Source organism: Hymenobacter sp. PAMC 26628 (assembly GCF_001562275.1).
GTDB lineage: Bacteria > Bacteroidota > Bacteroidia > Cytophagales > Hymenobacteraceae > Hymenobacter.
In genome coordinates this window covers 110,058-135,163 of the sequence record NZ_CP014304.1, presented here as the reverse complement: position 1 = coordinate 135,163, position 25,106 = coordinate 110,058, and the positions used below count along the sequence as shown (strand labels likewise).

Here is a 25,106-nt window from a genome sequence, read left to right as displayed (position 1 = left end):
GCCCCGGCGCGCGCCCGCAGCACTATAGCCGCAGGAATTTGCGGCTCTGATTGTTGCCCTGCCCGTCCTGCCAGCGGAAGATGTAGAAGCCCCGCGGCAGGGCCCCCACGTCGAAGGTGAGCACGTTGAGGCCGGGCTGCACGGCGGCGGCGGCCAGGCGGTAGCGCCGGCCCAGCTCGTCGTAGATGCTGTAGGTCAGGGCCGTGACATTGGCTCCGGCTGGGTACTGGAGGCTAAGCTGGGTGCCGGTGACGGGGTTCGGGAACAGGTCGGCCATGGGCGCGGCGTCGGGGGCCACGGGCAGGGGCGCGGCGTAGTCGCGGGTGCCGTCGGGGCGCAGCAGGGCCAGGCGGTAGTACACGAGGCGGGCGGTAGGCTGGGCATCCGTTACCTGGTAGGCGCCGCCGGGGGCCCCCAGCGCCACGGTGGCCACGGGCTGCCAGCCGGCGGTGGCCGCGGCGGTGTCGAGGCCGGCGCTGCGCTCCACCACGAAGCCAGAGAGGAAGCATTCGGCCTGGGTGGTCCAGCGCAGCACGGGGCCCGCGCCGGTTTCCACGGCGGCGCTGAGGGCCGTGAGCGGGGCCGGCAGCAGCGCCGGCCCACCGCAGCCGCGGCTGCGGAAGCTGCGGGTGCGCAGCACCAGGCGGCCGCCGGCCACGTCGCTTTCGGGGGCCAGGCGGCGCGAGTTTTGGCCCCGGGCCACGGCGTAGTGCATGATGGCACCCGGCCGGATGAGGTGGCTGAGCTGCTGGGCGTGGCCCAGCTCGTGCACCGCCACCGTCTCAAAATCAATGGCTAAGCCCAGCGCCAGCGCCGGCCCAAACTGAAACGCCGCCGCGGTGCTGAACTGCATGTCCACCTCGCCCACGTAAAAGATCACCGAGCGGTCGGCCGCGAAGCAGCCCTGGTAGTAGCTGGTGGTGCGGCCCAGCACGCCGGCCGGCAGTGCGGCACTGGCCAGGTCGAAGGCCACGGTGCTGCGGCCGTCACTGGCGATGTCGTTGGCGGGGGCGGCGTCGCCCAGGGCCCAGTTCATGCCGGTCTGGCAGCGCCAGTTGGCCAGGGCCCGCTGCCAGGCCGCGCCGGCCGCGGCGTTATCGCCAAAGTTGGGGGCGAAGTGGAACGTGAGGCCGCCCAGGCCATTAGTGGCCACGTGGTTGGGGCGTTGCACGGTGGGCTGCGCGTCGGTACTCTTGACGTTGCTGAGGGCGTACACCACCGTGAACAGCTGGGGGCTGGCGCCCACCGTGCCGCCGTCGGGCGTGACGCGCACCGGCCCCGAGCCCGCCGGATGCCCGCCCATGCCCGACGATGGCACCCGCACCTGGATGGCGCCGTCAGCCCAGGCCACGTAGTCGGCGGCCAGCGGCTGCTCGAAGGTGCGCCCGCCGTCATCGGCGTTAGCAAACTCGACGAAGCCCGCGCCCCGCGCATCGCCAAACCCGCTGCCCCGGATGGTGAGCACCGCCCCGGTGCCCGCCGTGAGCTGCGCCGGCTGGATTCCCGTGATGGTGGCTACCGCCGTGCCCTTGGCCGCCACCAGCTGGTGCAGTTGGGCGGCGGCCAGGGCGGGGTTGGGCTGCAAGGCGCGCCGCACCTGGGCCCCTTGCGGGTCGAGGGCCCGGTAGAACGCGGCGTCGATGGCCGGGTAGGCGCGCACCGGGTCGGCAGCGGTGGCATGGGCTAGGTCGTAGGCCACGAAGCCCTGCGCGCTGCCGTAGGCCGCGTAGGCCGGCCCCGCCAAGCCCAGCCCGGGCCACGGGGAGGGCGCCAGAAACAGCACGCCCTGCTGGCCCGGCGCCAGGCGCAGCGTGTTGGTAAGCACTTGCTGGTCAAGCCCCAGCCGGCCACCCTCCGTCACCACCACCAGGCCGGCGGTGTCGGCCGCGCTGCCTTTCAGCAGGCTGAATACCCGCAGCCGGTGCCGGGTGAAGAGGTGGCGGTGACCGGCGTCCCAGAAACCTTGCGCGTCCAGTACCTGCGCCTCTACGATGAGTGGGGCCCCGGCGGCCCGGGCGGCGGGCGCCAGCGGCACCAGCCCGCAGGCAACCTCAGCAACTTCGGCGACAGGTGCCCCGGGGCCCTGGGCGGCGGCAGGCCCGGCGAGGGCCCCGGCGGCCAGCGCCAGCAGCGCCGCCCGGCGGCAGGCATTCCTAATAGAAGACGGCATAAACGGCGGCGTGAGGGTGGGAAAGCCTAAGGTACGAGGGGCCCGGCGGGGGCGGGTTGCGGCTGCCACGAGGGGCCCCCGCCGGCCACGCGCGGCCAGCCGTCGGAGCCGTAGGTGAGGCGGTCGAGGAGCAGGACGCGGCGGGCGTAACCCTCCGAGTCGTCGATAGCGGCGAAGGTGGGCCGGGCCGGGTCGATGGCGTGGTAGGCTAGCCAGTCGTGCCCGTGGGCGTCGGTCACGACGCAGTTGTGGCCCGGCGCCAGCCAGTGCGCGTTGGCCGCCACCACGGGCGCGGGCTGCACCGCGTAGGGTCCCGTGGCGGCGCGGCTGCGGGCCACCAGCACGGCGTAGTGTGCGTGGGGCCCGCAACAGTTATCGCCCGAAAAAAACAGGTAGTACCAGCCTGCGTGCCGGTGCACCCAGCTGCCCTCGATGAGGCGGTGGTAATTTTCTGCATCGTCGGCCGGGCCGCTGGGCCAGATAAGCGCTTGCGGCTCACTGTCAGGCGCGAAGCTCACCCGGTCTTCGGCCAGCGCCTGCACCCACAGGGGCCCGAAGCCCGAGCCCCAGTACAGCAGGCGCTGGCCGGTGGCGGGGTCGTCGTAGGCCATCGGGTCGATGCAGGTGAAGCCGGGGCCCCGCCGCAGCGGCCGGCCGGCGTCCACGAACGGGCCGGCGGGCACGTCGGCCACGGCCACGGCCAGCGCCAGGGCCCCGTCGGGCGCATCGTCGGGCCGGGCCGAGTAATACAGGTAGCAGCGGCCGGCGGCGTGGCTCACGTGGGGGGCCCAAAACTTCTGGGTACCCACGGCCCAGGCGGGCTTTTGGGGCAGGGCGTCGCCGAGGTATTCCCAGGCCAACAAGTCGCGCGAGCGGGCCACCTGGATGTTCACGATGCTACCATCAGCGAGCCGGGTTTGGGTGCCGTAGGCGTAGTACCAGCCGTCGGGGGCCCCAATAACGGTGGGGTCGGGAAAGTTGTCGTCGAGGATGGGGTTGGTGTACATCTTGGAAAGTGAGGAGTGGAGCCGGGTTGCTGGCTTTTCGCCGGCTGCCCGGTAATCGTTGAATCGTAGCCAAGCCGTGGCGCGCACCGCCCAGCAATTACCGATAAGAACAGCAAGGGTTACCGGGCAGCCGGCAAAATGCCTGCAGCCCGGCGCCGGGGCCCCCAAACCACTTACGCAAGTCGCGCCAACCTGCGCCGGCGCTGCCGATCTTTGCGCCTGCATTTTCCCACTCATTCCCGTTTTTTCTTTGAAAACCTCCTTTTTCGGCTTGGCCGCGCTGCTGGCCGCGGCGCCCGCCGTGGCTGCCCCGGCCCCCAAAGAGCTGACCTACACCGTGAGCATGGACCCCGCCGCGGGGCCCCACCAGTTCCAGGTGCGGCTCGAAACGCCCAAGCTCGGCAAGGAGCAGGCCGTGTACCAGTTTGCCGCCACCGCGCCCGGCACCTACCAGGTGATGGACATGGGCCGCTACGTGCGCCAGTTTGAAGCCTTCGACGCCAAGGGCAAGCCCCTGGGCAGCAAGCAAATCGGCCCCAACCAGTGGGAGCTGGCCCAGCCCACCAAAACCCGCGAAATCCGCTACACCATTGCCGAAACCTGGGCCACGCCCGTGCCCGAGCACAGCATCTACCGCATGTGCGGCTCGTCGCTCGAGCCCGACCACGCCTTGGTGAACGGCCAAACGGTGCTCGGCTACCCGCAGGGCTGGCAGGCCAAGCCCTTGCGCCTCAAGCTGAACCACCCCGCCGCCTGGACGGTGGGCACCGTGCTTGTGCCCGACGGCGACGGCTACTTCCACGCCAAAAGCTACGACCAGGCCGTGGACTCGCCCATCCTGCTCGGCAACCTCACCAACGCCCAAACCAAGGTTGGCAACGCCGACGTGGCCCTGTACTGCTACTCGGCCACCGGCCTGGTGCAGGCCACGCCGCTGCTGGCCGACATGCAAAAGATGCTGGGCGCCGCGCAGGCCTTCCTGGGCGGCGACTTGCCAGTGAAGCGCTACGCCTTCCTGTACCTGTTCAGCGACAAAAGCGCCGGGGCCTGGGAGCACTCCTACAGCTCGGAGTACATTTTGCGCGAAGGGGCCCTGACGCCGGAGTTCGCGCAGGGCGTGGTGGACATCGCGGCGCACGAGTTTTTCCACATCGTGACGCCGCTCAACATCCACTCCGAAATCATCGAGCGCTTCAACTTCGTGCACCCCACCGGCTCGCAGCACCTGTGGCTCTACGAGGGCGTGACGGAGTGGGCCTCGCACATGATGCAGCTGCGCGGGGGTCTGGTGCCGCTCGCCGACTACCTGGCCGTGCTGCACAACGAGGAGCAGTACGACCGCACCCGCTCCGACACCACCTACGCCCTCAGCAAGCTGGGCCTCAACTCGTTCTCGGATGAGGGGCAGCGCCAGTACAACAACATCTACCAGCGCGGGGCCCTCACCGCCAGCGCCCTCGACCTGCGCCTGCTGGAGCTGAGCCACGGCACCCGCGGCCTGCGCGACGTGCTGCTGCAACTGGCCAAAAAATACGGCCCCGATAGCCCCATTAGCGAGCAAAACTTCTTCCAGGACTTCACCGCCCTCACCTACCCCGAAATCGGCGACTTCTTCCGGCGCTACGTGCAGGGCACCGAGCCGCTGCCGCTGAAGGAGTACTTCGGCCGCATCGGCATCCGCTACGACGCCGTGCTGCACACCGGCCGCCAGGTGGCCACGCTGGGCCCCGTGGCCTACGACGTGCGGGAGGGCAACGTGTACTACAAGCAGGTGGGGCCCGCCCTGCAAGCCGCGGGCGTGGCCGTGAGCGACCAGCTCGTGGCCCTCGGCGGGGTGCCGCTGGCGGGCCCCCGCTACCTGGCCCTCGACCCCGACCAGCTGGCCGCCCGGCCGCCCGGCTCCGACTTGGCCTTGAGCATCCGCCGCGCCGGGGCCCCTGCCAAAGAGGTGCGCGTGAAGCTGGCCGCCGCCGAGGACGTGCAGCGCTACCACTTTGCCCCCGACCCCGCCGCCACCCCCGGCCAGCTGGCCGCCCGCGCCGTGTGGTTGAAAAACCTGTAGGGCCCCCAGCCCGCAACCAAAAGAAGCCCCGGCCACAGCAGTTGCCGGGGCTTCTTTTGGTTTATGGAGCCTTGTTGTTTACCGGCCTTAATTGGCCACTTCGCGGTGATAACGCCTCCCTCGATAAACGACGCGAAGAGCAGTAAATACAATTGCTGGCAACAAACTTCCAACCAATATGATAAGCCACCAAATAGGAAATACCCAAGAATAGTAAAATTCGAATCGACTTAAATTATGCAGCGGGTCTTTCGTATAGTCATGGTTAACGGCCATGTCAAATACAGCACCGATAACGCCTGGCGTCAGCCAAAACGAAAGGCAAATAAAAATGAGTCACAAACAGTCTTTAAGGTTTGGAGCACAGGTAATCACTTTATACTTCAACAGAACTAACCTTTTCTAATTCCAGAAAACTAGCAATACTCGCGTTCGATTGGCTGCTAAAATGAAAATTATTCGCGCCCATTCGAACAGAGCCAATAAAAATGCCCCCACTTTATTTAAAAGCGGGGGCATTTTTATTGGCAGTTGGTCGGCTTATTCTGCCGTTTTCTTTGGGCGGCCGGGCTTTTTGCCCGTTGCGCTGGAGGCCTCACCGTCCGTTTCGGCTTTGGGGGCCCGGGCCTGGCGCGGCTTGCGCTCTTTTGGCGTGGCCACGTAATCGTCGGCGAGAACGGTTTCCATTTCGCCAAGGGCGCCTTGCAACGCATCAAGCGCCCCCGTAACTTTTTTCAAAGCACGTTTGAGGTCCGCTTTCACCGCGTCTGCCTGCTGGGCAGACTCAACTACTTTCTGAAATTCGTCAAAATTCAAAGCCATGCTGTCGAAAAATAAAATTACGTAATTATTGTGGGGCAAAAGTAATGCAAATAAGCAGTAAATCGGCACCTATTTTTACTACGTATAAATTATTGCGGCTAGCCGAAATAATGTGGAAAAATGTGGTGCTTTCGCTGGGCCCACGCGTTAACACCACCGTTGCCGGCTGGCCAAAGCCCCGAAAATACGGATTTAGCAGCGGCGTTATTGGGCCGGGGCGGCGCTGCTTATTCGGTAATTACTGCTAGAATAGAACTGGAAGTAAATAAACGGTTGAAGTACGGTCGATTTTACTTGGACCACTAACCAGATAGCCGCCGTGACGGGCACCACCTGGGTGAGTACCGAGCGGCGGCTCGCGCAGGCGCTTGAATTAGAAGGTGAAGCCGTTGGGGAGGAAGCGCAGGAGGTAGCCCAGGGCCCCGGGGTAAACATGGCCCGGAACGCGTCTAACACGGCCGGCAGCGAATCGGGCCGCAGCGCGTGGCTGCGCTGGGCTAGGCGCTACTTGGCCGCCATCAGCTGCGGCACGCTGGGGCAGGGAAGTTGGCCGAACTGGCGCTGGCAGCGGCGGCGCTATCGGCCGGCACTACGCGGGGCACAAAAACGTAGTTCGCCACCCCCAGGCGCCAGGGGCCCGGCAACGCGTGCGTGCCGTGCAAGAATGCAAGCGCTCCACCGCGCGCCGGGCCAGGCCGCGCGTCGCCGGGGCCCTAGCTTACTCGCCAGTGTGCACCGGCTGGGGGCTCGGCGTGGTGAGGGTGGCGCCCGCGCTGGCCACCCCAATGAAGCCCACCGCCAGCCACTGCCCCACCGTCAGCCGCTCGCCCAGAAACAGCCAGCCCGATAAGGCCGCCGCGACGGGCTCCAAGCTCATCAGGATGCTGAACGTGCGGGTGGGCAACAACCTGAGGGCCTGCATTTCCAGGGAAAAAGGCAGCACGCTGGAGAACAGCGCCAGCAGCCCCCCCAGCAGCAGCAGCTGCGGCGTGAGCCCGAGCAAGCTGCCGCTGGCTATGCCGAAGGGCAAAACCGGCAGCGCGGCAAACAGCATCCCAACCGCCACGGCCACCGGCCCGGGCAGCACCGCCGCCGTGCGCTGGCCCAGCACGATGTACACAGCCCAGCACCCGCCAGCGGCCAGCGCGAAGCCCAGCCCCAGCAGGTCCACGCCCGCGCCGTGCCACGGGGCAATGAGGGCAATGCCGGCGGCGGCCAGCAGCACCCACACGCCGTCGAGCCAGCGCCGCGAGCCGGCCAGCGCCAGCCCCAGGGGCCCTACAAACTCCAGCGTCACGGCCAGGCCGAGCGGTATGCGGGCCAGCGAGCAGTAAAACAGGAGGTTCATGGCTCCCAGCGCCAAGCCGTAGGGCACCACGGCCCGCCACTGCGCGAGCCCCAACTTCCCCAGCCGGGGCCGCACCACCGCCAGCAGCACCAGCGCCGACAAGCCGATGCGCAAGCTGGTGGTGCCCGCCGCCCCCAGCACCGGAAACAGGCCCTTGGCAATGGCCGCGCCGCCCTGCACACTCACAATGGCTAGCAGCACAGCCGGCACGGCAGGCAGCGAAGAACGAACAGAACGCGGCATAACGGAACAAGGCAAGCCGCCGCGGAACCAGCGGCGCAAGCGCAGGCAAAATTCGGCCGCCCGATGCGCCCGGCCCAAACCCCCGCGGGGCCCCACGGCCGCATTGCGCCGAAACGGGAGAAGCTCCGGCCGCCGTAGTAGCTGGGCTTCTTCTGTTTCGGGGCAATTCTATCACAGCATGAGCTATTGGCCGTCTATATTCTTCAACCGATGAATAAATAAGTATATAATTCTGCTACCTTTCCTCTGTTTCTAACGCCCTTTTTATATGCCTGGCTTCAAAGATAACTTGCTTCAACTCGCCCGTAGCTCAGGTATATCGCCTAAATATTTTGAGGCTGTTGGCATACATGTATGGCCGGCTATACTACACAAAATAGAAGCTGCTTTTATCACCAAGACTTCTTCTAATATGCACTTCAATTGGTGGTGGGAAAATTTCAAGGGTCCACAGTACAGTATTTTCTTTGAAACTGTTTGGCGTTTGATTATTTAATTCCGCTACTTGATGCGCAAGAGCGGGTTTGGTTTGTGGCTTGTGACATCGACCATGATCCTAGTAAATTTTGGCTTTTCCAAGGCACTGTGGAAGCTATTCAGTTGCTTCTACAAGAACATAGTCACTTTGAATATTACTTAGTCAGCAAAGAATATACGTGGCTACTTTGTCATACAGACCACGATGCATTGGTCGGATTAGGGAGTATAATTCCTAAAATGAAAGAATTGAATTTTCCAGGCGCCACTGTTTTAATAGAAGCTAAAAAAGAGAATTAACCTGACCGCCAACCCCTCCTCCACTACGGTCGCAGCATGTGGATGTGCGCGATGTCATCCTCCAAGTACCCGTCGCCTACTTGCTCGAAGCCGAAGCTGCGGTAGAATTCGCGCAGGTAAAGTTGGGCGCCGATTTGGATGGACTGGGGCCCCCATTGCGATTCGCACCGGGCCAGGGCCTCGCGCATGAGCTGCCGCCCTAGGCCGTGGCGGCGAAACGCCGGGGCCACCGCCACTCGCCCGATACTGGCCTCGGGGTAGCTGCGGCCCGCCGGAAACAGCCGGGCGTAGGCCGCCAGCTCGCCGGCTGCGGTGTGGCCCAGCAGGTGCAGGGCGTCGGCGTCGTGGCCGTCAATGTCTTGAAATGCACAGGTTTGCTCCACCACAAACACGGCGCTGCGCAGCTGGAGCAGCGCGTAAAGCTCGGGCACCGATAGGGCGGCGAATGGCTGGAGGGTCCAGGCGAGGGTCATGGGCGGGGCGCTAGGTGAGGCGCAAAGATGCGCCGCCGGTGGGCCCCCGGGGCCCCACCGGCGGCGCATCTTTGCGCCTCACCTAGCGCCGGGGCCGGTTTAGTGCAGTGAGGCCAGGTACGTCAGGTTAGGGCCCAGCAGCTTGCTGCTCGCCAGGTCCTGGAACTTGGCAAACTGGGCCTCGGTAAGCACTGGGCGCAGCAGGGTGGCCAGCTCGTCGGTGGTGGGCGTGCCCAGGGTGTGGGTTTTAAGTACTTGCTGGATGGCCAGCGCCTGGCGGTCGCGCACGCGCAGCGTGGCCACAAGAAAGCGTACCAACGGCCGGGTGCCTTCGTGGTGGGGCCACGGGATCCGTACACAGGGCGCGGCCACGGCGGTTCCCAGGGCCAGCATCGACAAGCAGAAAGCCAACAGTGCAGTTTTCATGAAACAGGCAAAAATTCAATCGTAAAGAAGATGTGGCTAAACCCGCCCGCCCTTAGTAGCATTTATTGGCGGTTGATTTGTATTACAAAAATGCTTGCGTTTCCCCGGGCCACTGGCGCGTACCCGGCGGGCAGCGGCGAAAACCCGGCCAACGGCGCTCCGGCCCCGGCGAACCAAAATGGGCCCCGGCCGGCCCAGCCGGCCAAGGCATCGTGCAGCCCCGGCTGGGCATTGTGCAACGGCGGGCGGTGCTACGGCAAGTGCCGCAGGCGGGCCGTGGCGCTGGCACCGCCGGGGCGGATGAGCAGCGTGCGGTTGTAGCGGGCGCGGGCCTCGGCTTTTTTGCCCAGGCTGGGGTAGGTAGAGGCCAGCGAGAGGCGGGTGTCGTAGTCAAACGGGTAGCGGTTGACCACCTTTTTAAAGTAGCGGCCAGGTAAGGCCGTGAGAGCTGGCCCGGCGGCAGGCAATACATTTGCCCAGCCCCGGCCGCCGCGGCCGGGGCCCTATTTCCCGTCTTTTTCGCCTTTCCTGTATGTCGCTTTCCGCTGCTTTCGACCTTACCGGCCAAACCGCCCTCGTTACGGGCTGCAACAAGGGCATTGGCCTGGCTATGGCCGTGGGCCTGGCCGAAGCCGGCGCCGACGTCGTGGGCGTATCGGCCACGCTGGCCGCCGACGGTGGCGAAGTGGGCCGCCAGGTGCGGGCCCTGGGCCGGCAGTTCAGCGCCTACCAGGCTGATTTCAGCCAGCGCGCCTCGGCCGATGCCTTCACCACGAAAGTGCTGGCCGACTTCCCCGAAATCGACATCTTAGTCAACAACGCCGGGACCATCCGCCGGGCCCCCGCCGCCGAGCACCCCGACGCCGATTGGGACGACGTGCTGGCCATCAACCTCGACGCGCCCTTCCGCCTGGCGCGCGCCGTGGGGGCCCGGATGCTGGCCCGCGGCCGCGGCAAAATCATCTTCACGGCCTCGCTGCTCACGTTTCAGGGCGGCATCAACGTGCCGGGCTACGCGGCCAGCAAGGGTGCCATCGGCAGCCTGGTGAAGGCCCTGGCCAACGAGTGGGCCGGCCGCGGCGTGAACGTGAACGCCATTGCCCCGGGCTACATCGCCACCGACAACACCGAGGCCCTGCGCCAGGATGCCGGCCGCTCGGCCGCCATCCTGAGCCGCATCCCCGCCAACCGCTGGGGCCAGCCCGACGACTTTAAGGGCCCCACCGTGTTCCTGGCCAGCGCCGCCGCCGACTACGTGCACGGCACCATTTTAACGGTGGACGGCGGCTGGATAGGCCGATAATTGATTGGCTGACAATTCGTTTATTGATTAAAAAGGCCGTCATGCTTCGCTGCGCGCTGCATGACGGCCTTTTTAATCAATGGCCCTGCCGCATGACATGCTTTTTGCGTGACGGCCTTTCTACACAGTAGCTCTTCTATAGGCTATCCTTACAACATAACTCTTCCTTTCCCATCCTCTCCTTACTGCAATGACCCAACGCTATGCCATCGGCCCGCGCGAAACGGCGGCCATGAACACCGCCGAGCTGCGCGCGAATTTCCTCATCGAAACCCTGTTTGTGCCCGGCGAGGTGACGCTTGTGTACACCCACTACGACCGCATGGTGGTGGGCGGCGCCGTGCCCACCGCGGGGCCCCTGGCCCTGCCCTGCCCTGACAACCTGAAGGCCGACTTTTTCCTCCAGCGCCGCGAGCTGGGCGTCCTTAACACCGGCGCCGCCGGCACCGTGACGGTGGACGGCACCGCCTACGAACTGGGGCCCCAGGACTGCCTGTACGTGGGCCGCGACGCCCGCGACGTGCAGTTTGCCAGCGCCGACGGCGCCCAGCCGGCCCGCTACTACCTGCTCAGCACGCCCGCGCACCGCGCCTACCCCACCACCCGCCGCACCCAGGCCGAGGCCACGCCCGTAACGCTGGGGGCCCTGGAAACGGCCAGCCAGCGCACCATCTACAAATACATTTACAACGAAGGCATTGCGAGCTGCCAGTTGGTGATGGGCCTCACGCAGCTGCACCCCGGCAGCGTGTGGAACACCATGCCCGCCCACACCCACGACCGGCGCATGGAGGCCTACCTCTACTTCAACCTGCCCGAGGGCCAGCGCGTGTTGCACCTAATGGGCCACCCCCAGGAAACCCGCCACCTGTGGGTGGGCGAGGGCCAGGCCATCCTCTCGCCGCCGTGGTCCATCCACGCGGGCTGAGGCACGGCGGGCTACACCTTCATCTGGGGCATGGGCGGCGAAAACCTGGAATACACCGACATGGACCCGGCCGCCATCAGTGAGCTACGGTAAGCAGCTGGTGCATAGGCTAACCTGGAATCGACTAGGGAATTCTTTAGGTCGTCATGCTCATCTGGCGTCCGCGCAGCCGAAGCATCTCTCCCGCAGCAGTGATCATAATTAGTTACGCGGGAGAGATGCTTCGGCTGCGCGGACGCCAGATGAGCATGACGACTTATGTTTCATTGTAGCGGTTTTTATGACAACGCTTTACGCATCACTTCCCCCGTCGTCCTTTACTTCCCAACCGGCGCCGAGGGCCAGGGCCACGTGCGCTGCGGCACCGGGGGCCAGGGCGGCGGTGGCGGCGGGCAGGCGCACGGTGGTCCCGGCGAGCTGGATTTCCAGTTCATAGCAACTGCCCATGAAGCGCACGGCCCGCACCGTGCCAGGGGCCCCGCTGCCGGGGGCCCCGAGGCGCAGGTCCTCGGGGCGCACGAGCAGGGCGGTGCCGGGGGCGGGGGGCCCCACGGCGGGCAGCAGGGCCTGGCGGTCGGCCCCGCGCACCAGGTAATAGTCGCCGAAGAGGGCGGCGGTGTAGGCGTCGGCCGGCCGGCGATACAAGTGCTCTGGGGGGCCCTGCTGCACCAGCTGGCCGCGGCGCAGCACCAGAATCTCATCGGCCCAGGGCAGCGTGTCGGCCGCATCGTGCGACACCAGCACGCTGGTAATGCCCAGGCGTGCGCCCACGCCGTCGAGCACGGCGCGGAGCTGGCGCTTGTGGGTGCGGTCGAGGTTCGAGAAGGGCTCGTCGAGCAGCAGCAGCTGCGGGGCCCCCAGCAGCAGCCGGGCCAGGGCCACCCGCTGCTGCTCGCCGCCCGAGAGCTGGTCGGTGCGGTTGGCCAGCAGGTGGTCGATGCGGCAAAGGGCGTACAGGGCCGGGGCGTCCACGGCGGGGCGGGCCTGGGCGTAGCGCAGCACCTGCTCCACGCGCAGGTGCTGCGGCAGCTCGGAGCGCTGCGAGAGGTAGGCCACGCCCGGGTGGCCGGCCACCAGCACCTCGGCGGGGCCCCGCACGCGGCGGCCGGCCACGTGCACGGTGCCAGCGCTGGGCTGCACCAGGCCGGCAATGAGCTGGAGCAGGGTGCTTTTGCCGGCCCCGCTCTCGCCGGCCAGGGCCAGGCGCTGCCCGGCGCGCAGCCCAAAGCTGAGGGGCGCCAGCACGGCCCGGCCGCGCTCCGCAAGGCCAAGGCCCGATACCGTTAGCAAATCCATTCCGGCGGGTTGAAGCAAAGGGGGAAAGCGAATCGTTCGCGGCAAAGGTCGGGCTCCTGGCTCGAAGCCCCGGCGCGGCGGGCTCGGGCTGGGGCTGGGGTATATTGCCGGCCCCTTTTTCCTCCTGCTCCCGCCCCACCCGATGAAACGGCACTTTGAAATTCTCGACGGCTTGCGGGGCACGGCCGCGCTGCTGGTCGTCGTCTTCCACTTGTTCGAAGCCTTCAATCCCGCCTACGCCATCAACCCGCTGCGGCACGCCTACTTGGCCGTCGATTTCTTCTTCTTGCTCTCGGGCTTCGTGGTGGGCTACGCCTACGATGCGCGCTGGCCCGCGCTGCGGGTGCGCGATTTCTTTCGCCTGCGCCTCGTGCGCCTGCACCCCATGGTGCTGCTGGCCGTGGCCCTCGGGCTGGGGTGTTACTGGCTCGACCCGTACGTAGACCACCAAAGCATCAGCACGCGCTACCTGGTGGTAGTGGGGGCCCTGGGGGCCCTGCTGCTGCCCGCCCCGCCCCTGCCCAACCACTACGGCGAAACCCACTCGCTCAACGGCCCGTGCTGGTCGCTGTTTCAGGAGTACTTGGCCAACATCGTGTACGCCCTGGTGGGGCCGCGGCTGGGGCCCCGGGCGCTGGCGGCGGCGGTGGGCGTGGCGGCTATGGCACTGGTGGCCGCGGCCGTTCGCCACGGGCACTTGCAGGGCGGCTGGGGCTGGGACACGTTTTGGATGGCGCCGGTGCGGGTGGCGTTCCCGTTTTTTGCCGGGCTGCTGGTGTTCCGCCGGGGCTGGCGCCTGCGCCTGCGCTGGGCCTACCCGCTGCTGTCGCTGGGCTTGCTGGCGCTGTTCGCCGCGCCGGCTTTTCAGCCGGCCGCGTACTACGAGGCGTTTTGCGTGGTGGTGCTGTTTCCGCTGGTGGTGGCCACCGGGGCGGGCACGTACACGGCCGGCCGGCTGGGGGCCCTGTGCCGGTTTTCGGGGCGCCTCTCGTACCCGCTCTACTTGGTGCACTACCCGTTCATCTACATTTTCACGCACTGGGTGGCCGCCACGCGCCCCACGCTGGCCCAGGCGGCCCCCGTGATGGCGGGCCTCCTGGTGTTTTTCCTGGCCTTGGCTTGGGCAGCCCTGCGCTTCTACGACGAGCCCGTACGGGCCTGGCTCAGCGCCCGTACCCGCCGCGCCGCGCCGGCGGCAGCGTAGCCGGGCGGGGCCCCGGCCAGCAGCAGGGCCCCGGCCCGGAACCACACTGTCGCCAGCTTGCGCAGGTGGCCCTTGGGGCCTGTGGGCTACCCGGGAAAGTGAAGGTGGAAGGCGGTACCCTGCCCCACAGCGCTGTCCACTTCCACACGGCCGCCGGCTTGGTGCATCAATCGTTGCACCAAGTACAGGCCCACGCCCGAGCCGGCCACGTCGGGGTGGAAGCGGCGGAAAAGCTGGAACAGGTGGCGGCGGTGGCGCTCCAGGTCGATGCCGCGGCCGTTGTCCTGTACCGTCAGCACGGTGCCGGTGCTGGCCCGCGCGGTACTGACGCGCACGCGGGGCCGGCGCCCGGGCTGAGCGTAGCGCAACGCATTGCTGAGCAGGTTGTAAAGCAGGCTTTGCGCGCCCGGGCGGGCCATGTGCAGCACAGGCGCGGCGGCAAAGTCCAGCTCAAATTCGGCTTCTGCCTCGCTGGCCTGTGGCTGGAGGCTGCGCACAATTTCCTCGGCCAGGGGCTGGAGCGCCACGGTTTCGGCGGTCGTTTCTTCCAGCTGCCGCTGCACCTGCACCACCTCGGCCAGCCCGTTGATGGTGCCCAGGATTTGCTGCAAGGCTTCGGCAAACATGCCCACCATGCTCGCCGCTTCGGGGTCGGCGAAGGTGGCCGTGCGCTTGAGTTCCTCAAACAAGCCCGTCATGTTGTCGATGGGCTGCTTGAGGTCGTGCGAAGCCGTGTACACGAAGCTGTCGAGGTCGGCGTTGGTGCGCGTGAGCTGCTCGTTCTGGGCCGTAAGCTGGGCGTTGGCGCGGGCCAGCTGCGCGCCCCGCTCCTCCGCCAACGCCTTGGCACGCAACAGTTCCTGCTCGTACTTGCGGCGCTCGGTGATGTCGAACAGCGTGGCGCGCACCACCAGGGGCATGCCGTCGGCGTCGCGCACCAGCACGGCGCTCAGCAGCACGGGCAGCGCGGTGCCGTCTTTGCGGCGCAGCGAGTAGCTCAGCTCGTGCACCTGGCTGTGGAGCAGCAGCAAGGGCACGCCGTACGTTTCGAAATGGAGGCGGCCGCCCACCGTGAGCAGCTGCGGCAGGGCCTGGCGCGCCACCAACTCTTCGCGAGCATAGCCCAACCAGCCGAGCAGGGTCGCGTTGAGCTTCACCAGCGTGCCATCGGGTAGGCACGAGCAGTACCCGCAGGGGGCGTGCTCGTACAGGTCCTCCGGGTCTTCCTGGGTTAGGCGCAAGTCCAGCTCAGGCAAGGGCTCATCGGCGTCGGGGCTCATGCCCTTAACGTACGGGCGGGGGCAAAAACTGTTCTATGGCCCCGGTGGTGGCCTGCGGGGCGCTCAGGTGCGGGCAGTGGACCAAGGTATTGAGCACCACCGGCTGGCTGCCCCGCAAGTGCTGGTTGAGGCAGGCCCCACCGCCAGCGGCACCAGCGCATCGCGGGCGCTTTGCAATATCAGCTTCGGGGTGCGCGCGTGGGCCACGTCGGCCCGGTGCTCGCTCCACAACGTGACGCGGGCATGGTGTCGGGCGATAACCGGGTCGGTGCGGCAAAAGCTGCGGGTGGGCTCGGTGGCCAGCGCTGGCCGGCCGGGCAGCCCATCCCCACCGGAGCCAAGTCGGCGGCCCAGGCCAGGCAGTTATCGTTCAGGGCCCAAACAGTTCCTCTAAGTCGGCCGGCTCGAAGCCGCCCAGGTAGCCGTCGTCGTTGAGGAACCGGGGCGTGGGCGCTACCAGCACCAGCTGGGCCACCCGCGCCGGCTCCTGCGCAGCGTCCAGCCCCCCGGTGGTGGCGCCCACCGAGTGGTCCACAAGCACAACGCCGTGCAAGGGCCCGCAGCACCGCCAGCACGTCGACCGCATGGGCGCCCAGCGCGGCGTAGCGGGCCGGGTCGTAGGCCGCCAGGTCCGACTGGCCGGCGCCCACCAAGTTGAGCACCACCCGGTTGTGCGCCCCAAAGGCCGGGGCTACTAACCGCCACATGTGCTGGCCGCAACCGAAGCCGTGCACAAACACGACGGCCCGCGTGCCTTACCCCGAAACCGCGGTGTTATTGCCTTGTAAAGCAGTCATAATGAAGTGCCCCAACGCCGCCGCTGCCGCTCCCAAGGCACGGGTTGCGCAGTTAAAAGGTAGGCGAACGGCCAATATTTTCAGCATCGCCCCCCGCCGTGCCTAGTGGCCTTGCTGCGCAAAGCGACCTGCGTGACACCGGATACCTTCATCATTAAGGCAATAATTAACAGTATTTTTCGCGCCTTAAAATCAGTGTTTAACCAAGCGCTGGGGATTTATTCGCGGCCGACCTTTACGGATGCAATTCACACACGCGTTGCTTCCCACTTTATGGCACACAACCCGAAATTTGGGCCCAGCGCCCAAACGCCGCAGCAACGAGCCTGGGTACTGGAGCAGATGCAAACAGTAATTCCCAGCTTGAAGGCCAAGGCCCCACCGCACGCGCAGCAGCTGTACCGGCGCTACGTGGCCGGCGAACTGAGCTGGGGCGAAGTGCGGCAGGCCCTCGACGGGGCCCCGCGCTAGCCGCTCTGGAGCCTCGGCTGGGGCCAGCGGGGCGGGGCGGCCGTGTGGGGGCGAGTTGTCCTCTCTTTGCGTTTCCGACCATTTCTGCGCTTTCCATATGCCCGCCGCCCCGGCCCCGCTCGCCGATTTATTTGCCTCCGCCGACCTACTGGCCGGGCTGGAGGTGTCGTTCGCCGCCATTCACTTGGTTAGCCCCGTGCACGGGCCCAGCGGCAAGGTGGTCGATTCACTTTGGCTACCTCCCCGGCCGGCCATCGCCTAGCGGGCCTGCCGTAGCGTCCGGGCGGCACCGTACTGGGCCGCTTTCCTCACGCGGCGGCCACCGGCATTTTTACCTAATACCAGCACGTGTTCGAAACCGGTAAGGCCCTGCTCTACAAAACCAATTACCAGGCCGACGGATTCGATGGATACGTCCGCTGCGCCGCCCGGCGCAGAGGGCCCCGGCTGGTGGTGAGCTTCACCGACGCCAGCCCTGACTGCACGGCCGCGGAAGAATCCCTGCGCGCCAACTAGGCGCGCGCGCTGCCCTGGCCGCCGCCGCGCACGAGCGCGGCCTGCTGCCGGCCATGCTGGCACAGGCGCCGGTAACCATCGGCCTGTTTCAGGGCGTACCCGAGTTGCGCGGCCAGGGCGTCGAAGACTTCCTGGCCGAAGTAGCCTGCACGTGGGTGCCGTTTAGGGCACGGAAGTACCCGCGCAACTGGGGCCATCCTACCAGTTGGCCACCCACTACTTCAACTTTGTGTACCAGCCCCCGCAGGGCCCCAAGGCGAGGTATCGGGGGTAATAGACCTAGCGATAAACGTGACGGAGCAGGTGCGGGCCCACCAGCGGGTTGTGCAGCTCAACCACGCTTTGGAGACCCGCGTGGTCGAGCGCACCTAGCAGCTAGCCCTGGCCTTGGCCGAGGCCCAGCAACGGGCCACCGTCATGCTTACCACTTGGATGCGCGCCAACGAATTGGCGCGCATCCAAGAATTGCCCATCGCCGGCTTGGTCAGCAAGCCCCTCGCCCGCGAAAAAGTTAACCCCATCCTCCAGCTGCATTTCCAGCGCTACTTGCCGCTCGAAGCCTAAGCCAGCCCGCGCTGGGCCCCATGTGCGCGCAGCACGAATAAATTATTTTTTTTGCCGCGCACAACGCTGGGTTATTGCTCAAGCAATGTATATTAACCGCGTGAATGCGGACACCGGCACCCAGCCAAGCCGACGCCCAGAAACTGGAGCCATAAAAAAGAGGGCCCCGACCAATTGGTTGGGGCCCTCTTTTTTATGGCCTTTCCCTAACTCAGTACCCAAGCAAAACGCCCCGCAAACACATGGTCTACGGGGCGTTTGTAATATTTGCGCTCCCTCCTGGGCTCGAACCAGGGACCCTCTGATTAACAGTCAGATGCTCTAACCGGCTGAGCTAAGGAAGCATTTCGTTCCGAAACCGGCGTTTTCGGACTGCAAACTTACGGCACCGTACCGGTTAGCGCAAGATGAGAACAGAAAAAAGTTAAAAAAATGCGCCAAGAGCCTAGTTCACAATGCTTAATTGCGTGCCTTGCAAGCTGGTAGCGTACGCGCGCAGGGGCCGCACCGCCGGGCCCCCAATGACCTGGCCGGCGAGGCTAAAACGCGAATCGCAGCAGGAATCGCGCAAAAAAAGGCTCGACGAGCGGTCAAGGCTCACCAGCGAGCAAGCGTCGTAGGGATGGTAGGGGCAGTTGCGCTCGAAGGCTAGGTACCGGCCAGCGTCCTGGCGCACCACCAGCACGCCCTTCACGCCCCCGGTGCCGGCGGGGCCCTGCACGGGCAGGCTCACCACGCCGTTGTCGAAGCGCAGGGCGCGGTACTGCTGGTTGGTGAGGTCGATGACGAGGTTGACCGGGGCGTAGGGAATCAGCGGCTCGGCGTCGCTGCCGCCGGAGCTGCACGAGGCCAGGGCCCCCACGAACAGGGCCGGCGCAAGGAGCGAAGCAAGAATGTGGCGCATGGCAAAAGGGCTTTGCGGCCGCAACGGCCGGCCGGGGCAGTTTAGTGCCCGCGGCTACTTGCGAAACAGCGAATTGACGTAGGTGTGCTTGTCGAAAAGCTGCAAATCGGTCATCTTCTCGCCCACCCCAATGTAGCGCACTGGGATGCTGAACTGGTCCGAAATGCCAATCACCACCCCGCCCTTGGCCGTGCCGTCTAGTTTGGTGATGGCCAGGGCCGACACCTCGGTGGCTTTGGTGAACTCCTTGGCCTGCAAAAAGGCATTTTGGCCCGTGCTGCCGTCCAGCACCAGCAGCACCTCGTGCGGCGCGTCGGGAATCACCTTCTGCATCACGCGCTTGATTTTGGTGAGCTCGTTCATCAGGTTCACCTTGTTGTGCAGGCGCCCGGCGGTGTCGATAATGACCACGTCGGCCCCTAGCTCCACGCCCTTGCGCACGGCGTCGTAGGCCACCGATGCGGGGTCGGTGTTCATGCCGTGGCTCACCACGGGCACGCCCACGCGCTGGCCCCAGATGATGAGCTGGTCGACGGCCGCGGCCCGGAACGTGTCGGCGGCGCCCAGCACCACCTTTTTGCCGGCGCTGTGGAAGCGGTGGGCCAGCTTGCCGATGGTCGTGGTTTTGCCCACGCCGTTCACGCCCACCACCATAATTACGAAGGGCCCCGCGCCCTGCGCGGCGTCGCCGCGCTCGAGCACGGCCGTCGAGCCGGTGTTGTTGTCTTCGAGCAAGGCGGCAATCTCCTCGCGCAGGATGCGGTCCAGCTCGCTGGTGCTCACGTATTTGTCACGGGCCACGCGTTGCTCGATGCGGTCAATCACCTTCACCGTCGTGTCAATGCCCACGTCGGCGTGCACCAGCAGGGCCTCCAGGTCATCGAGCACGGCCTCATCGACCGTGTTCTTGCCGACCACGGCCTTGCTGAGCTGATTGAAAAAGTTGGTCTTGGTTTTTTCCAGGCCCGCGTCGAGCGAGGCCTGTTGCTCCTTGCTGTCCTTGTCTTTCTTAAAAAAATCGAAGAGGCCCATGCGGTACGACGGTGCGCTCGGCCGGGGCCGGGCGGTGTAGAAGGGTGAAAACTAGGGCCCCGGGGCCCAACAACGGACGGGCCTGACACGAAAAAAGTCCCACAAAGGCGGGACTTTTTCATTGTTCAGCGGCCGGCGGCTTACTTGTTGCCCGTGGTGATGAACTCCTGCACTTTGTCGAGGAGCACCATTTCTTCCTTGAAGGTATAGGCCCCGGTCTTCTCCGATTTCACGGCGCGAATGACTTTTGCCCAGTTCTTGGCGTTCTCCGTGGTTTTCAGAGTTGCTACTACTTTCTTAGCCATAACGCAGGTTATTTAATCTCTTTGTGAACGGTCATTTTGCGCATGATCGGGTTGAATTTCTTCAGCTCGATGCGCTCGGGGGTATTCTTGCGGTTCTTGGTGGTGATGTAGCGCGAGGTGCCCGGCAGCCCCGAGTTCTTATGCTCGGTGCATTCCATGATAACCTGCACCCGGTTTCCTTTCTTGGCCATCTCGACGGGGTTGTTTTTGGTTTTAGGATTGCAAAGGTACGGCCTTTTAGGGAATCCGCAAAAGACCAGGTACCAATTGCTTATTTATAGTCTTATCAGCCAAGGCATTTCCGGCCACGCCGGGGCCCTGGGGGCCCACCAAAGCCAGCGCCGATGCCCGGCCCGGGGGCTGGCGCATCGGCGCTGGCTTTGGCAGTAAGTGCCGTCGGCGGGCCGGTCGCTAGTGGCCCGGCCCGCCGACGGCGCGCTCAGTTAATATACTACGAAACCTTGCTCCTTGGCCTTTTTCAACACGGCCATGATGCCGTTTTTGTTGATGGTGCGGATGGTGGAAGTGGCCACTTTCAGCGTCACCCAGGCGTCTTGCTCGGGGATGTAGAAGCGCTTCTTCTGCAGGTTCGGGTAGAACTTGCGCTTGGTTTTGTTATTGGCGTGCGACACGTTGTTGCCAACGCGGGTGCGCTTGCCGGTCAAATCACAAACTCGGGCCATGATATCGGGGGATTAGAAATTACAAAGCAGGGAAACGGGCCGCAAATATCGGTAAAAGTCTGCCAATTACCAACTACCCGTTTCATTTTCCTGCCGGCGGGGGCCCTGGGGGCCTAAAATTCCAAGGGCAGTGGCGGCAGCCGTTGCGGCAGCAGTAGCCCCGCCGCTGGTGGTACTGGGCCGTGAAAACCAGGTAGCCCTCGGGTGTGGTGTAGTGGTCGCCGGGGAGCAAAGGCCGGGCGGCAAACTCTTCCAGCGTGGGGCGCTTGGGCTCAGCGGGCATCGGTGGGCAGCACGGCGATGCACTCGATTTCGACCAGCGCCTCCAGCGGCAAGCGCGACACCTCGACGGTGGTGCGGGCCGGGCGGTGGGCCCCGAACACCTCGGCGTATGCGGCGTTCATGCGGGCAAAATCGGCGAAGTTTTTCAGGAACACCGACGTTTTTACAATGTCGGCCAAGCCCAGGCCCTGCGCCGAAAGCACCGTGGCCAGGTTGGCCAGCACCTGCCGGGTCTGGTCCTCGATGGTGAGGGCCTCGATGCGCATGGTGGCGGGCACGAGCGGCGTTTGGCCGGAACAAAACACGAAGCCGCCGGCCACGATGGCCTGCGCGTAGGGCCCCACGGCGGCGGGCGCGTTGGGGTGGTGAAGGGCTTGCATGGGGCAAAGGTAACGGCGGGTGGCGCGGCCCGCGCCTTCGAAGCACCACCGCTTGGTGGCCGGCGGGCGGTAGGGGCCCCGCACCGTTCGTGCTTACTTTTGGGTACCCGCCACTCTTCCCGCTTCCTATGCAATTCCCCGCCCCCGCCCTGCCCGCCACTGCTAGCCGCGCCGAGCAGCTCATGGCCCTCGAAGACCGCTACGGGGCCCACAACTACCACCCGCTGCCCGTGGTGCTGGCCCGCGGCGAAGGCGTGCACCTTTGGGACGTGGATGGCCGGCGCTACTACGATTTCCTATCGGCCTACTCAGCCGTGAACCAGGGGCACTGCCACCCACGCATCATTGGGGCCCTGGCGGCGCAGGCGCAGCAGCTGACGCTGACCTCGCGGGCGTTTTTCAACGACCAGCTCGGGCCGGCCGAGCAGCAGCTATGCGAGCTGTTTAAGTACGACAAGGCGCTGCTGATGAACTCCGGAGCGGAGGCCGTGGAAACGGCTCTCAAGCTGGCCCGCAAGTGGGGCTACCAGGAAAAGGGCATCGCGCCCAACCAGGCGCGCATCGTGGTGGCCGAGCACAACTTCCACGGGCGCACCACGGGCATCATCTCCTTCAGCACCGACGGCGAGAGCACGGGCGGCTTTGGGCCCTTCGCGCCGGGCTACCAAGTGGTGCCTTACAACGACATCGAAGCCCTGGCCGCGGCCCTGCAAGACCCGCACGTGTGCGGCTTTCTGATTGAGCCCATCCAGGGCGAGGCGGGCGTGGTGCTGCCCGCCGTGGGCTACCTGGCGCAGGCCGCCGCGCTCTGCCAGCAGCACAACGTGCTGTTGATTACCGACGAAATCCAGACCGGCCTGGGGCGCACGGGCAAGCTGCTGGCTTCCGACCACGAGGCGGTGCGCGGCGACATCCTCATCCTCGGCAAGGCCCTGAGCGGCGGCGTATTGCCGGTGTCGGCGGTACTGGCTGATGATGAAATCATGCTTACGATTCAGCCCGGGCAGCACGGCTCCACGTTTGGCGGCAACCCGCTGGCCTGCGCCGTGATGCGGGCGGCGCTGGACGTACTCATCGACGAAAGGCTGGCCGAGAATGCCGCCCGGCTGGGCGAGGTTTTCCGGCAGCGCATGCGCCAGGTACAGGCCGAATGCCCCGGCACGGTGGAGGTGGTGCGCGGCCGTGGCCTGCTCAACGCGGTGGTCATCCGGCCTGCCGCTGACGGCCGCACGGCCTGGGACGTGTGCGTGAGCCTGATGGAGCGCGGTGTGCTGGCCAAACCCACGCACGGCGACATCATCCGCTTCGCGCCGCCGCTCGTCATCACCGAAGCACAACTACACGAAGCCTGCGACGTAATTGCGGACGTAATCCGGGAATTTTAGCCCGGGGCCTCCTCCCTATGATTTCTTTACGCTCGCGCCCGGTTTACTTGTTATTCACGCTGAGCCTGTTGGTCAGTTGCCGGAGCGAGCAGGTCGCCTTTCAGTTTACTACGCCGGTTGGCCAGGGCCCCGGGGACCTGGCGCGTACCCCGCGCCCGGCCCCGCCCGTGGCCACCGAAACACCCGCCGCCGTCCCAGCAGCAGCGGTAACCGCTACCCCAGCGGCCGTAGCTGCTGTGGGGGCCCCGGCCCGCAAAAGCTTTGGCCGGTCGGTACGAAGCCAAGCGCAGCACCTGCTGGCGCTGAGCCCTTTGGCCCATCCGGTGGCCGCGCCGGAAGCCCCGGCGCAGCTGCGGCCCCACCGCCGGGCCGCCGGGGCCCTGGCCCGCACCCAGCACACGGCCGAAGCTGGCTTGGGCCGCACGGTGCTCTTCATCTTGGGCGTGGTGCTGGCCGTGCTGGCGGGCTTGGCAGCGCTGGTGAACCTGATTTTTGGGGTCGGTTTTTTCACCGCGCTGGGCTACACGGCGGCTGGCCTGGTGGTGCTATACTTGCTTTACACGCTGTTCAGCCCGAAGAAGCCGGCGAAGAAAAAGGCTTAACTCTGCGGCGCCCGCAACGCTTTGGGCCCCCGGCGGCGCAACCTCCAGGGCCCCGGCGCGGTTGTACTCCTTTGCCATTTTCCGAAGTTCTATGCCGATTCTTCCCGTTGACCGTCCCCGCCGCAACCGTAAATCGCAGGTAATCCGCGACATGGTGCAGGAAACCCGCCTTACGGCCCACGATTTTATTTTCCCGCTTTTTCTCATCGAAGGCCACAGCCAACGGCTGGAAGTGAAGTCCATGCCCGGCATCTACCGCTACTCGGCTGATACGGTGATTGACGAGGTGGGGCGCTGCGTGGAGTTGGGCATCAAGTCGTTCGCGCCGTTTCCGAGCATCAGCGACAGCCTGAAGGACCGGCTGGCGCGCGAGTCGGCCAACCTCGACGGGCTGTACTTGAAGACGGTAGCCGACATCAAGCGGCAGTTTCCGGACGTGGTGATCATGACCGACGTGGCCATGGACCCCTACAGCAGCGACGGCCACGACGGCGTAGTGGACGTGGACACCGGCGAAATCCTCAACGACGCCTCGCTGGAGGTGCTGGGCCAGATGGCCCTGGCCCAGGCCCGCGCCGGCGCCGACATCATCGGGCCCTCCGACATGATGGACGGCCGCGTGGCCTGGATCCGGGACGTGCTGGACAGCAACGCGTTCCAGCACGTGAGCATCATGAGCTACACAGCCAAGTACGCGTCAGCTTTCTACGGCCCCTTCCGCGACGCGCTGGACTCGGCCCCCAAAAAAGGCGACAAGAAAAGCTACCAGATGAACCCCGCCAACCGCCGCGAGGCCCTGCGCGAGCTGGCCCTCGACGAGGCGGAAGGCGCCGACATGGTGATGATTAAGCCCGCTCTGAGCTACCTCGACATCATCCGCGAGGTGAAGGACCGCACCAACCTGCCCGTGACGGCTTACAACGTGTCGGGTGAGTACGCCATGATCAAGGCCGCCGCCCTGAACGGCTGGATGGACGGCGAGCGTACGATGATGGAAGTGCTGCTGAGCATCAAGCGCGCCGGAGCCGACGCCATCCTCACTTATTTCGCCAAGGAAGCGGCCGAGGCGCTGCGCAAGGGCTAGCATGACCACCGACTTGACTATTCGCCGCGCCACGATGGCCGATTTGCCGGCCGTTGTGGCGCTAGTGCGCGCCGTAGTGCCGCTGATGAACGCCGCCGGCAACATGCAGTGGACCAGCGAGTACCCAAACGAAGCCGTGTTCCGGCGCGACATTGAGCGCCAGCACCTGTGGGTAGCCGAACGCCTGGGGGCCCTGGACGGCGTTGCTGCCCTCACCCAAGACCAGGACCCCGAATACGCCGACGCTGACTGGGACGCCGCCGAGCCCGCCCTCGTCACGCACCGCCTCGCCGTGGCCCCCGACGCCCAGGGCCGCGGCGTGGCCGGGACCCTGCTGGCACAAGCCGAGCACGAAGCCCGGACCCTGGGCCTGCGCACGTTGCGCGTGGACACGAACTCGGAAAACGCGGCCACGCAGCGGCTGTTCCCCAAGCTGGGCTACCGGTTTGCGGGCGAAATCCAGCTGGCGTTTCGGCCGGGGCTGCGCTTTTTTTGCTACGAGAAGTGGATGGGCTGAACGGCTACCGGCGGTTTTGTGTAGATTGAGTTATGAAAACGTTCGTACTGGATGTCCTCACGCCGGAAGACGAGGAAATGGTCGTCACCATTCTGGAAGGCTTGCGTAAGGGCCACGCCATTTCGTTTCATCCGGTGGCCCCCGAATTGCCTTTGCCCGAGCTACACGACCAGATTCAAGCCGCGCTTGATTCTCCGCGCCTTACCTGGGAGCAAGGCTTGAAGGAGCTGGGCTTGTGATTGTTG

Annotated in this window: 32 protein-coding genes and 1 tRNA gene; 15 read left to right on the top strand and 18 right to left on the bottom strand. The window is 65.6% G+C overall.

Annotation, left to right across the window (positions count from 1 at the left end; all coding sequences use genetic code 11):
* Positions 1-22: 22 nt before the first annotated feature.
* Together AXW84_RS00945 and AXW84_RS00940 are read right to left on the bottom strand one after the other, a co-directional pair.
* Complete coding sequence (locus tag AXW84_RS00945; RefSeq protein WP_068227429.1) at positions 23-2,170, bottom strand: T9SS type A sorting domain-containing protein; 2,148 nt, start codon at positions 2,168-2,170, stop codon at positions 23-25.
* 26 nt (positions 2,171-2,196) lie between these two features.
* Positions 2,197-3,177 (bottom strand): glycoside hydrolase family 43 protein, encoded by a 981-nt coding sequence (locus AXW84_RS00940; RefSeq protein WP_068227427.1) that lies wholly within the window; start codon positions 3,175-3,177, stop codon positions 2,197-2,199.
* 250 nt (positions 3,178-3,427) lie between these two features.
* Between AXW84_RS00940 and AXW84_RS00935 the strand changes: the two genes are divergently transcribed.
* Entirely contained in the window at positions 3,428-5,239 is a 1,812-nt protein-coding gene (locus AXW84_RS00935; RefSeq protein WP_236943213.1) for a M61 family metallopeptidase, read from the top strand.
* Between the two features lie 540 nt (positions 5,240-5,779).
* On the opposite strand, the gene AXW84_RS00930 is transcribed toward AXW84_RS00935, so the two are convergent.
* Together AXW84_RS00930 and AXW84_RS00925 are read right to left on the bottom strand one after the other, a co-directional pair.
* Positions 5,780-6,061: a hypothetical protein gene (locus AXW84_RS00930; RefSeq protein ID WP_162268238.1), complete on the bottom strand. Its 282-nt coding sequence runs from the start codon at positions 6,059-6,061 to the stop codon at positions 5,780-5,782.
* A 718-nt stretch (positions 6,062-6,779) separates the two neighbouring features.
* A complete protein-coding gene (locus AXW84_RS00925; RefSeq protein WP_068227422.1) occupies positions 6,780-7,652 on the bottom strand; it encodes an EamA family transporter in 873 nt (290 codons plus the stop codon).
* A 268-nt stretch (positions 7,653-7,920) separates the two neighbouring features.
* Between AXW84_RS00925 and AXW84_RS25345 the strand changes: the two genes are divergently transcribed.
* Positions 7,921-8,148 (top strand): DUF6756 family protein, encoded by a 228-nt coding sequence (locus tag AXW84_RS25345; protein WP_162268237.1) that lies wholly within the window; start codon positions 7,921-7,923, stop codon positions 8,146-8,148.
* Complete coding sequence (locus AXW84_RS24315) at positions 8,130-8,429, top strand: DUF6756 family protein (protein WP_157886739.1); 300 nt, start codon at positions 8,130-8,132, stop codon at positions 8,427-8,429. Before AXW84_RS25345 ends, AXW84_RS24315 begins: the two co-directional genes overlap by 19 nt.
* A 23-nt stretch (positions 8,430-8,452) precedes the next feature.
* On the opposite strand, the gene AXW84_RS00920 is transcribed toward AXW84_RS24315, so the two are convergent.
* The 3 genes from AXW84_RS00920 to AXW84_RS24310 all read right to left on the bottom strand — a co-directional run bounded on the left by AXW84_RS00920 (position 8,453) and on the right by AXW84_RS24310 (position 9,741).
* Entirely contained in the window at positions 8,453-8,902 is a 450-nt protein-coding gene (locus AXW84_RS00920; RefSeq protein WP_068227419.1) for a GNAT family N-acetyltransferase, read from the bottom strand.
* Between the two features lie 99 nt (positions 8,903-9,001).
* Positions 9,002-9,328, bottom strand: a complete 327-nt coding sequence (locus tag AXW84_RS00915; protein ID WP_068227417.1) for a hypothetical protein — start codon at positions 9,326-9,328, stop codon at positions 9,002-9,004.
* A 251-nt stretch (positions 9,329-9,579) separates the two neighbouring features.
* A complete protein-coding gene (locus tag AXW84_RS24310; protein ID WP_157886738.1) occupies positions 9,580-9,741 on the bottom strand; it encodes a hypothetical protein in 162 nt (53 codons plus the stop codon).
* A gap of 119 nt (positions 9,742-9,860) precedes the next feature.
* On the opposite strand from AXW84_RS24310, the gene AXW84_RS00910 reads away from it, so the two are divergent.
* Positions 9,861-10,631: an SDR family NAD(P)-dependent oxidoreductase gene (locus tag AXW84_RS00910; RefSeq protein WP_068227415.1), complete on the top strand. Its 771-nt coding sequence runs from the start codon at positions 9,861-9,863 to the stop codon at positions 10,629-10,631.
* 190 nt (positions 10,632-10,821) lie between these two features.
* Positions 10,822-11,559 carry a 5-dehydro-4-deoxy-D-glucuronate isomerase gene (kduI, locus tag AXW84_RS00905; protein WP_335339479.1) on the top strand — a complete coding sequence of 246 codons (738 nt, stop codon included), beginning with the start codon at positions 10,822-10,824 and terminating at the stop codon, positions 11,557-11,559.
* A 291-nt stretch (positions 11,560-11,850) separates the two neighbouring features.
* Here kduI and AXW84_RS00900 read toward each other — a convergent pair whose 3' ends face one another.
* Positions 11,851-12,855, bottom strand: a complete 1,005-nt coding sequence (locus tag AXW84_RS00900) for an ABC transporter ATP-binding protein (protein WP_068227412.1) — start codon at positions 12,853-12,855, stop codon at positions 11,851-11,853.
* Between the two features lie 142 nt (positions 12,856-12,997).
* On the opposite strand from AXW84_RS00900, the gene AXW84_RS00895 reads away from it, so the two are divergent.
* The gene (locus AXW84_RS00895) at positions 12,998-14,059 is read left to right on the top strand and encodes an acyltransferase family protein (protein WP_068227410.1); all 1,062 of its coding nucleotides are present in this window, start codon (positions 12,998-13,000) and stop codon (positions 14,057-14,059) included.
* Positions 14,060-14,145: 86 nt separating this feature from the next.
* Here the strand turns inward: AXW84_RS00895 and AXW84_RS00890 are convergent, their stop codons facing one another.
* Positions 14,146-15,339, bottom strand: a complete 1,194-nt coding sequence (locus AXW84_RS00890; protein WP_068227408.1) for a sensor histidine kinase — start codon at positions 15,337-15,339, stop codon at positions 14,146-14,148.
* 370 nt (positions 15,340-15,709) lie between these two features.
* Positions 15,710-15,880, bottom strand: coding sequence for a hypothetical protein (locus AXW84_RS25420; protein WP_204248410.1), 171 nt, complete (start codon positions 15,878-15,880; stop codon positions 15,710-15,712).
* Positions 15,881-16,409: 529 nt separating this feature from the next.
* On the opposite strand from AXW84_RS25420, the gene AXW84_RS00885 reads away from it, so the two are divergent.
* The 4 genes from AXW84_RS00885 to AXW84_RS24295 all read left to right on the top strand — a co-directional run bounded on the left by AXW84_RS00885 (position 16,410) and on the right by AXW84_RS24295 (position 17,687).
* Complete coding sequence (locus tag AXW84_RS00885; protein ID WP_068227406.1) at positions 16,410-16,607, top strand: hypothetical protein; 198 nt, start codon at positions 16,410-16,412, stop codon at positions 16,605-16,607.
* Between the two features lie 97 nt (positions 16,608-16,704).
* The gene (locus AXW84_RS24305; RefSeq protein ID WP_157886737.1) at positions 16,705-16,869 is read left to right on the top strand and encodes a hypothetical protein; all 165 of its coding nucleotides are present in this window, start codon (positions 16,705-16,707) and stop codon (positions 16,867-16,869) included.
* A gap of 86 nt (positions 16,870-16,955) precedes the next feature.
* Positions 16,956-17,123, top strand: coding sequence for a hypothetical protein (locus AXW84_RS24300; protein ID WP_157886736.1), 168 nt, complete (start codon positions 16,956-16,958; stop codon positions 17,121-17,123).
* A 417-nt stretch (positions 17,124-17,540) separates the two neighbouring features.
* Positions 17,541-17,687 carry a hypothetical protein gene (locus AXW84_RS24295; RefSeq protein WP_157886735.1) on the top strand — a complete coding sequence of 49 codons (147 nt, stop codon included), beginning with the start codon at positions 17,541-17,543 and terminating at the stop codon, positions 17,685-17,687.
* A 270-nt stretch (positions 17,688-17,957) separates the two neighbouring features.
* Here the strand turns inward: AXW84_RS24295 and AXW84_RS00875 are convergent.
* From AXW84_RS00875 to AXW84_RS00850, 8 genes are all read right to left on the bottom strand, one after another.
* Positions 17,958-18,031 (bottom strand) — tRNA-Asn (locus AXW84_RS00875).
* Positions 18,032-18,132: 101 nt separating this feature from the next.
* Positions 18,133-18,591 (bottom strand): hypothetical protein, encoded by a 459-nt coding sequence (locus AXW84_RS00870; protein WP_068227402.1) that lies wholly within the window; start codon positions 18,589-18,591, stop codon positions 18,133-18,135.
* A gap of 54 nt (positions 18,592-18,645) precedes the next feature.
* Positions 18,646-19,623: a signal recognition particle-docking protein FtsY gene (gene ftsY / locus AXW84_RS00865; RefSeq protein WP_068227400.1), complete on the bottom strand. Its 978-nt coding sequence runs from the start codon at positions 19,621-19,623 to the stop codon at positions 18,646-18,648.
* A 140-nt stretch (positions 19,624-19,763) separates the two neighbouring features.
* Positions 19,764-19,928, bottom strand: coding sequence for a DUF4295 domain-containing protein (locus AXW84_RS22905; protein ID WP_071889711.1), 165 nt, complete (start codon positions 19,926-19,928; stop codon positions 19,764-19,766).
* Between the two features lie 8 nt (positions 19,929-19,936).
* Entirely contained in the window at positions 19,937-20,119 is a 183-nt protein-coding gene (rpmG, locus tag AXW84_RS00860; protein ID WP_068227398.1) for a 50S ribosomal protein L33, read from the bottom strand.
* Between the two features lie 252 nt (positions 20,120-20,371).
* Positions 20,372-20,611, bottom strand: a complete 240-nt coding sequence (gene rpmB / locus AXW84_RS00855; protein WP_068227396.1) for a 50S ribosomal protein L28 — start codon at positions 20,609-20,611, stop codon at positions 20,372-20,374.
* Between the two features lie 82 nt (positions 20,612-20,693).
* Positions 20,694-20,894 (bottom strand): DUF5522 domain-containing protein, encoded by a 201-nt coding sequence (locus AXW84_RS22900; RefSeq protein WP_071889708.1) that lies wholly within the window; start codon positions 20,892-20,894, stop codon positions 20,694-20,696.
* Positions 20,884-21,273, bottom strand: coding sequence for a RidA family protein (locus tag AXW84_RS00850; RefSeq protein WP_068227394.1), 390 nt, complete (start codon positions 21,271-21,273; stop codon positions 20,884-20,886). The genes AXW84_RS22900 and AXW84_RS00850 overlap by 11 nt, the downstream gene beginning before the upstream one ends.
* Positions 21,274-21,401: 128 nt before the next feature.
* Between AXW84_RS00850 and rocD the strand changes: the two genes are divergently transcribed.
* The 5 genes from rocD (at position 21,402) to AXW84_RS00825 (ending at position 25,100) form a co-directional block, all read left to right on the top strand.
* The gene (rocD, locus tag AXW84_RS00845; RefSeq protein WP_068227391.1) at positions 21,402-22,658 is read left to right on the top strand and encodes an ornithine--oxo-acid transaminase; all 1,257 of its coding nucleotides are present in this window, start codon (positions 21,402-21,404) and stop codon (positions 22,656-22,658) included.
* Between the two features lie 17 nt (positions 22,659-22,675).
* Positions 22,676-23,260 carry a hypothetical protein gene (locus tag AXW84_RS00840; protein WP_157886734.1) on the top strand — a complete coding sequence of 195 codons (585 nt, stop codon included), beginning with the start codon at positions 22,676-22,678 and terminating at the stop codon, positions 23,258-23,260.
* Between the two features lie 91 nt (positions 23,261-23,351).
* Positions 23,352-24,344 carry a porphobilinogen synthase gene (hemB, locus tag AXW84_RS00835; RefSeq protein ID WP_068227388.1) on the top strand — a complete coding sequence of 331 codons (993 nt, stop codon included), beginning with the start codon at positions 23,352-23,354 and terminating at the stop codon, positions 24,342-24,344.
* Position 24,345: 1 nt separating this feature from the next.
* A complete protein-coding gene (locus AXW84_RS00830) occupies positions 24,346-24,861 on the top strand; it encodes a GNAT family N-acetyltransferase (RefSeq protein ID WP_236943212.1) in 516 nt (171 codons plus the stop codon).
* A 32-nt stretch (positions 24,862-24,893) separates the two neighbouring features.
* Positions 24,894-25,100, top strand: coding sequence for a hypothetical protein (locus tag AXW84_RS00825; protein ID WP_068227386.1), 207 nt, complete (start codon positions 24,894-24,896; stop codon positions 25,098-25,100).
* Positions 25,101-25,106: the final 6 nt, after the last annotated feature.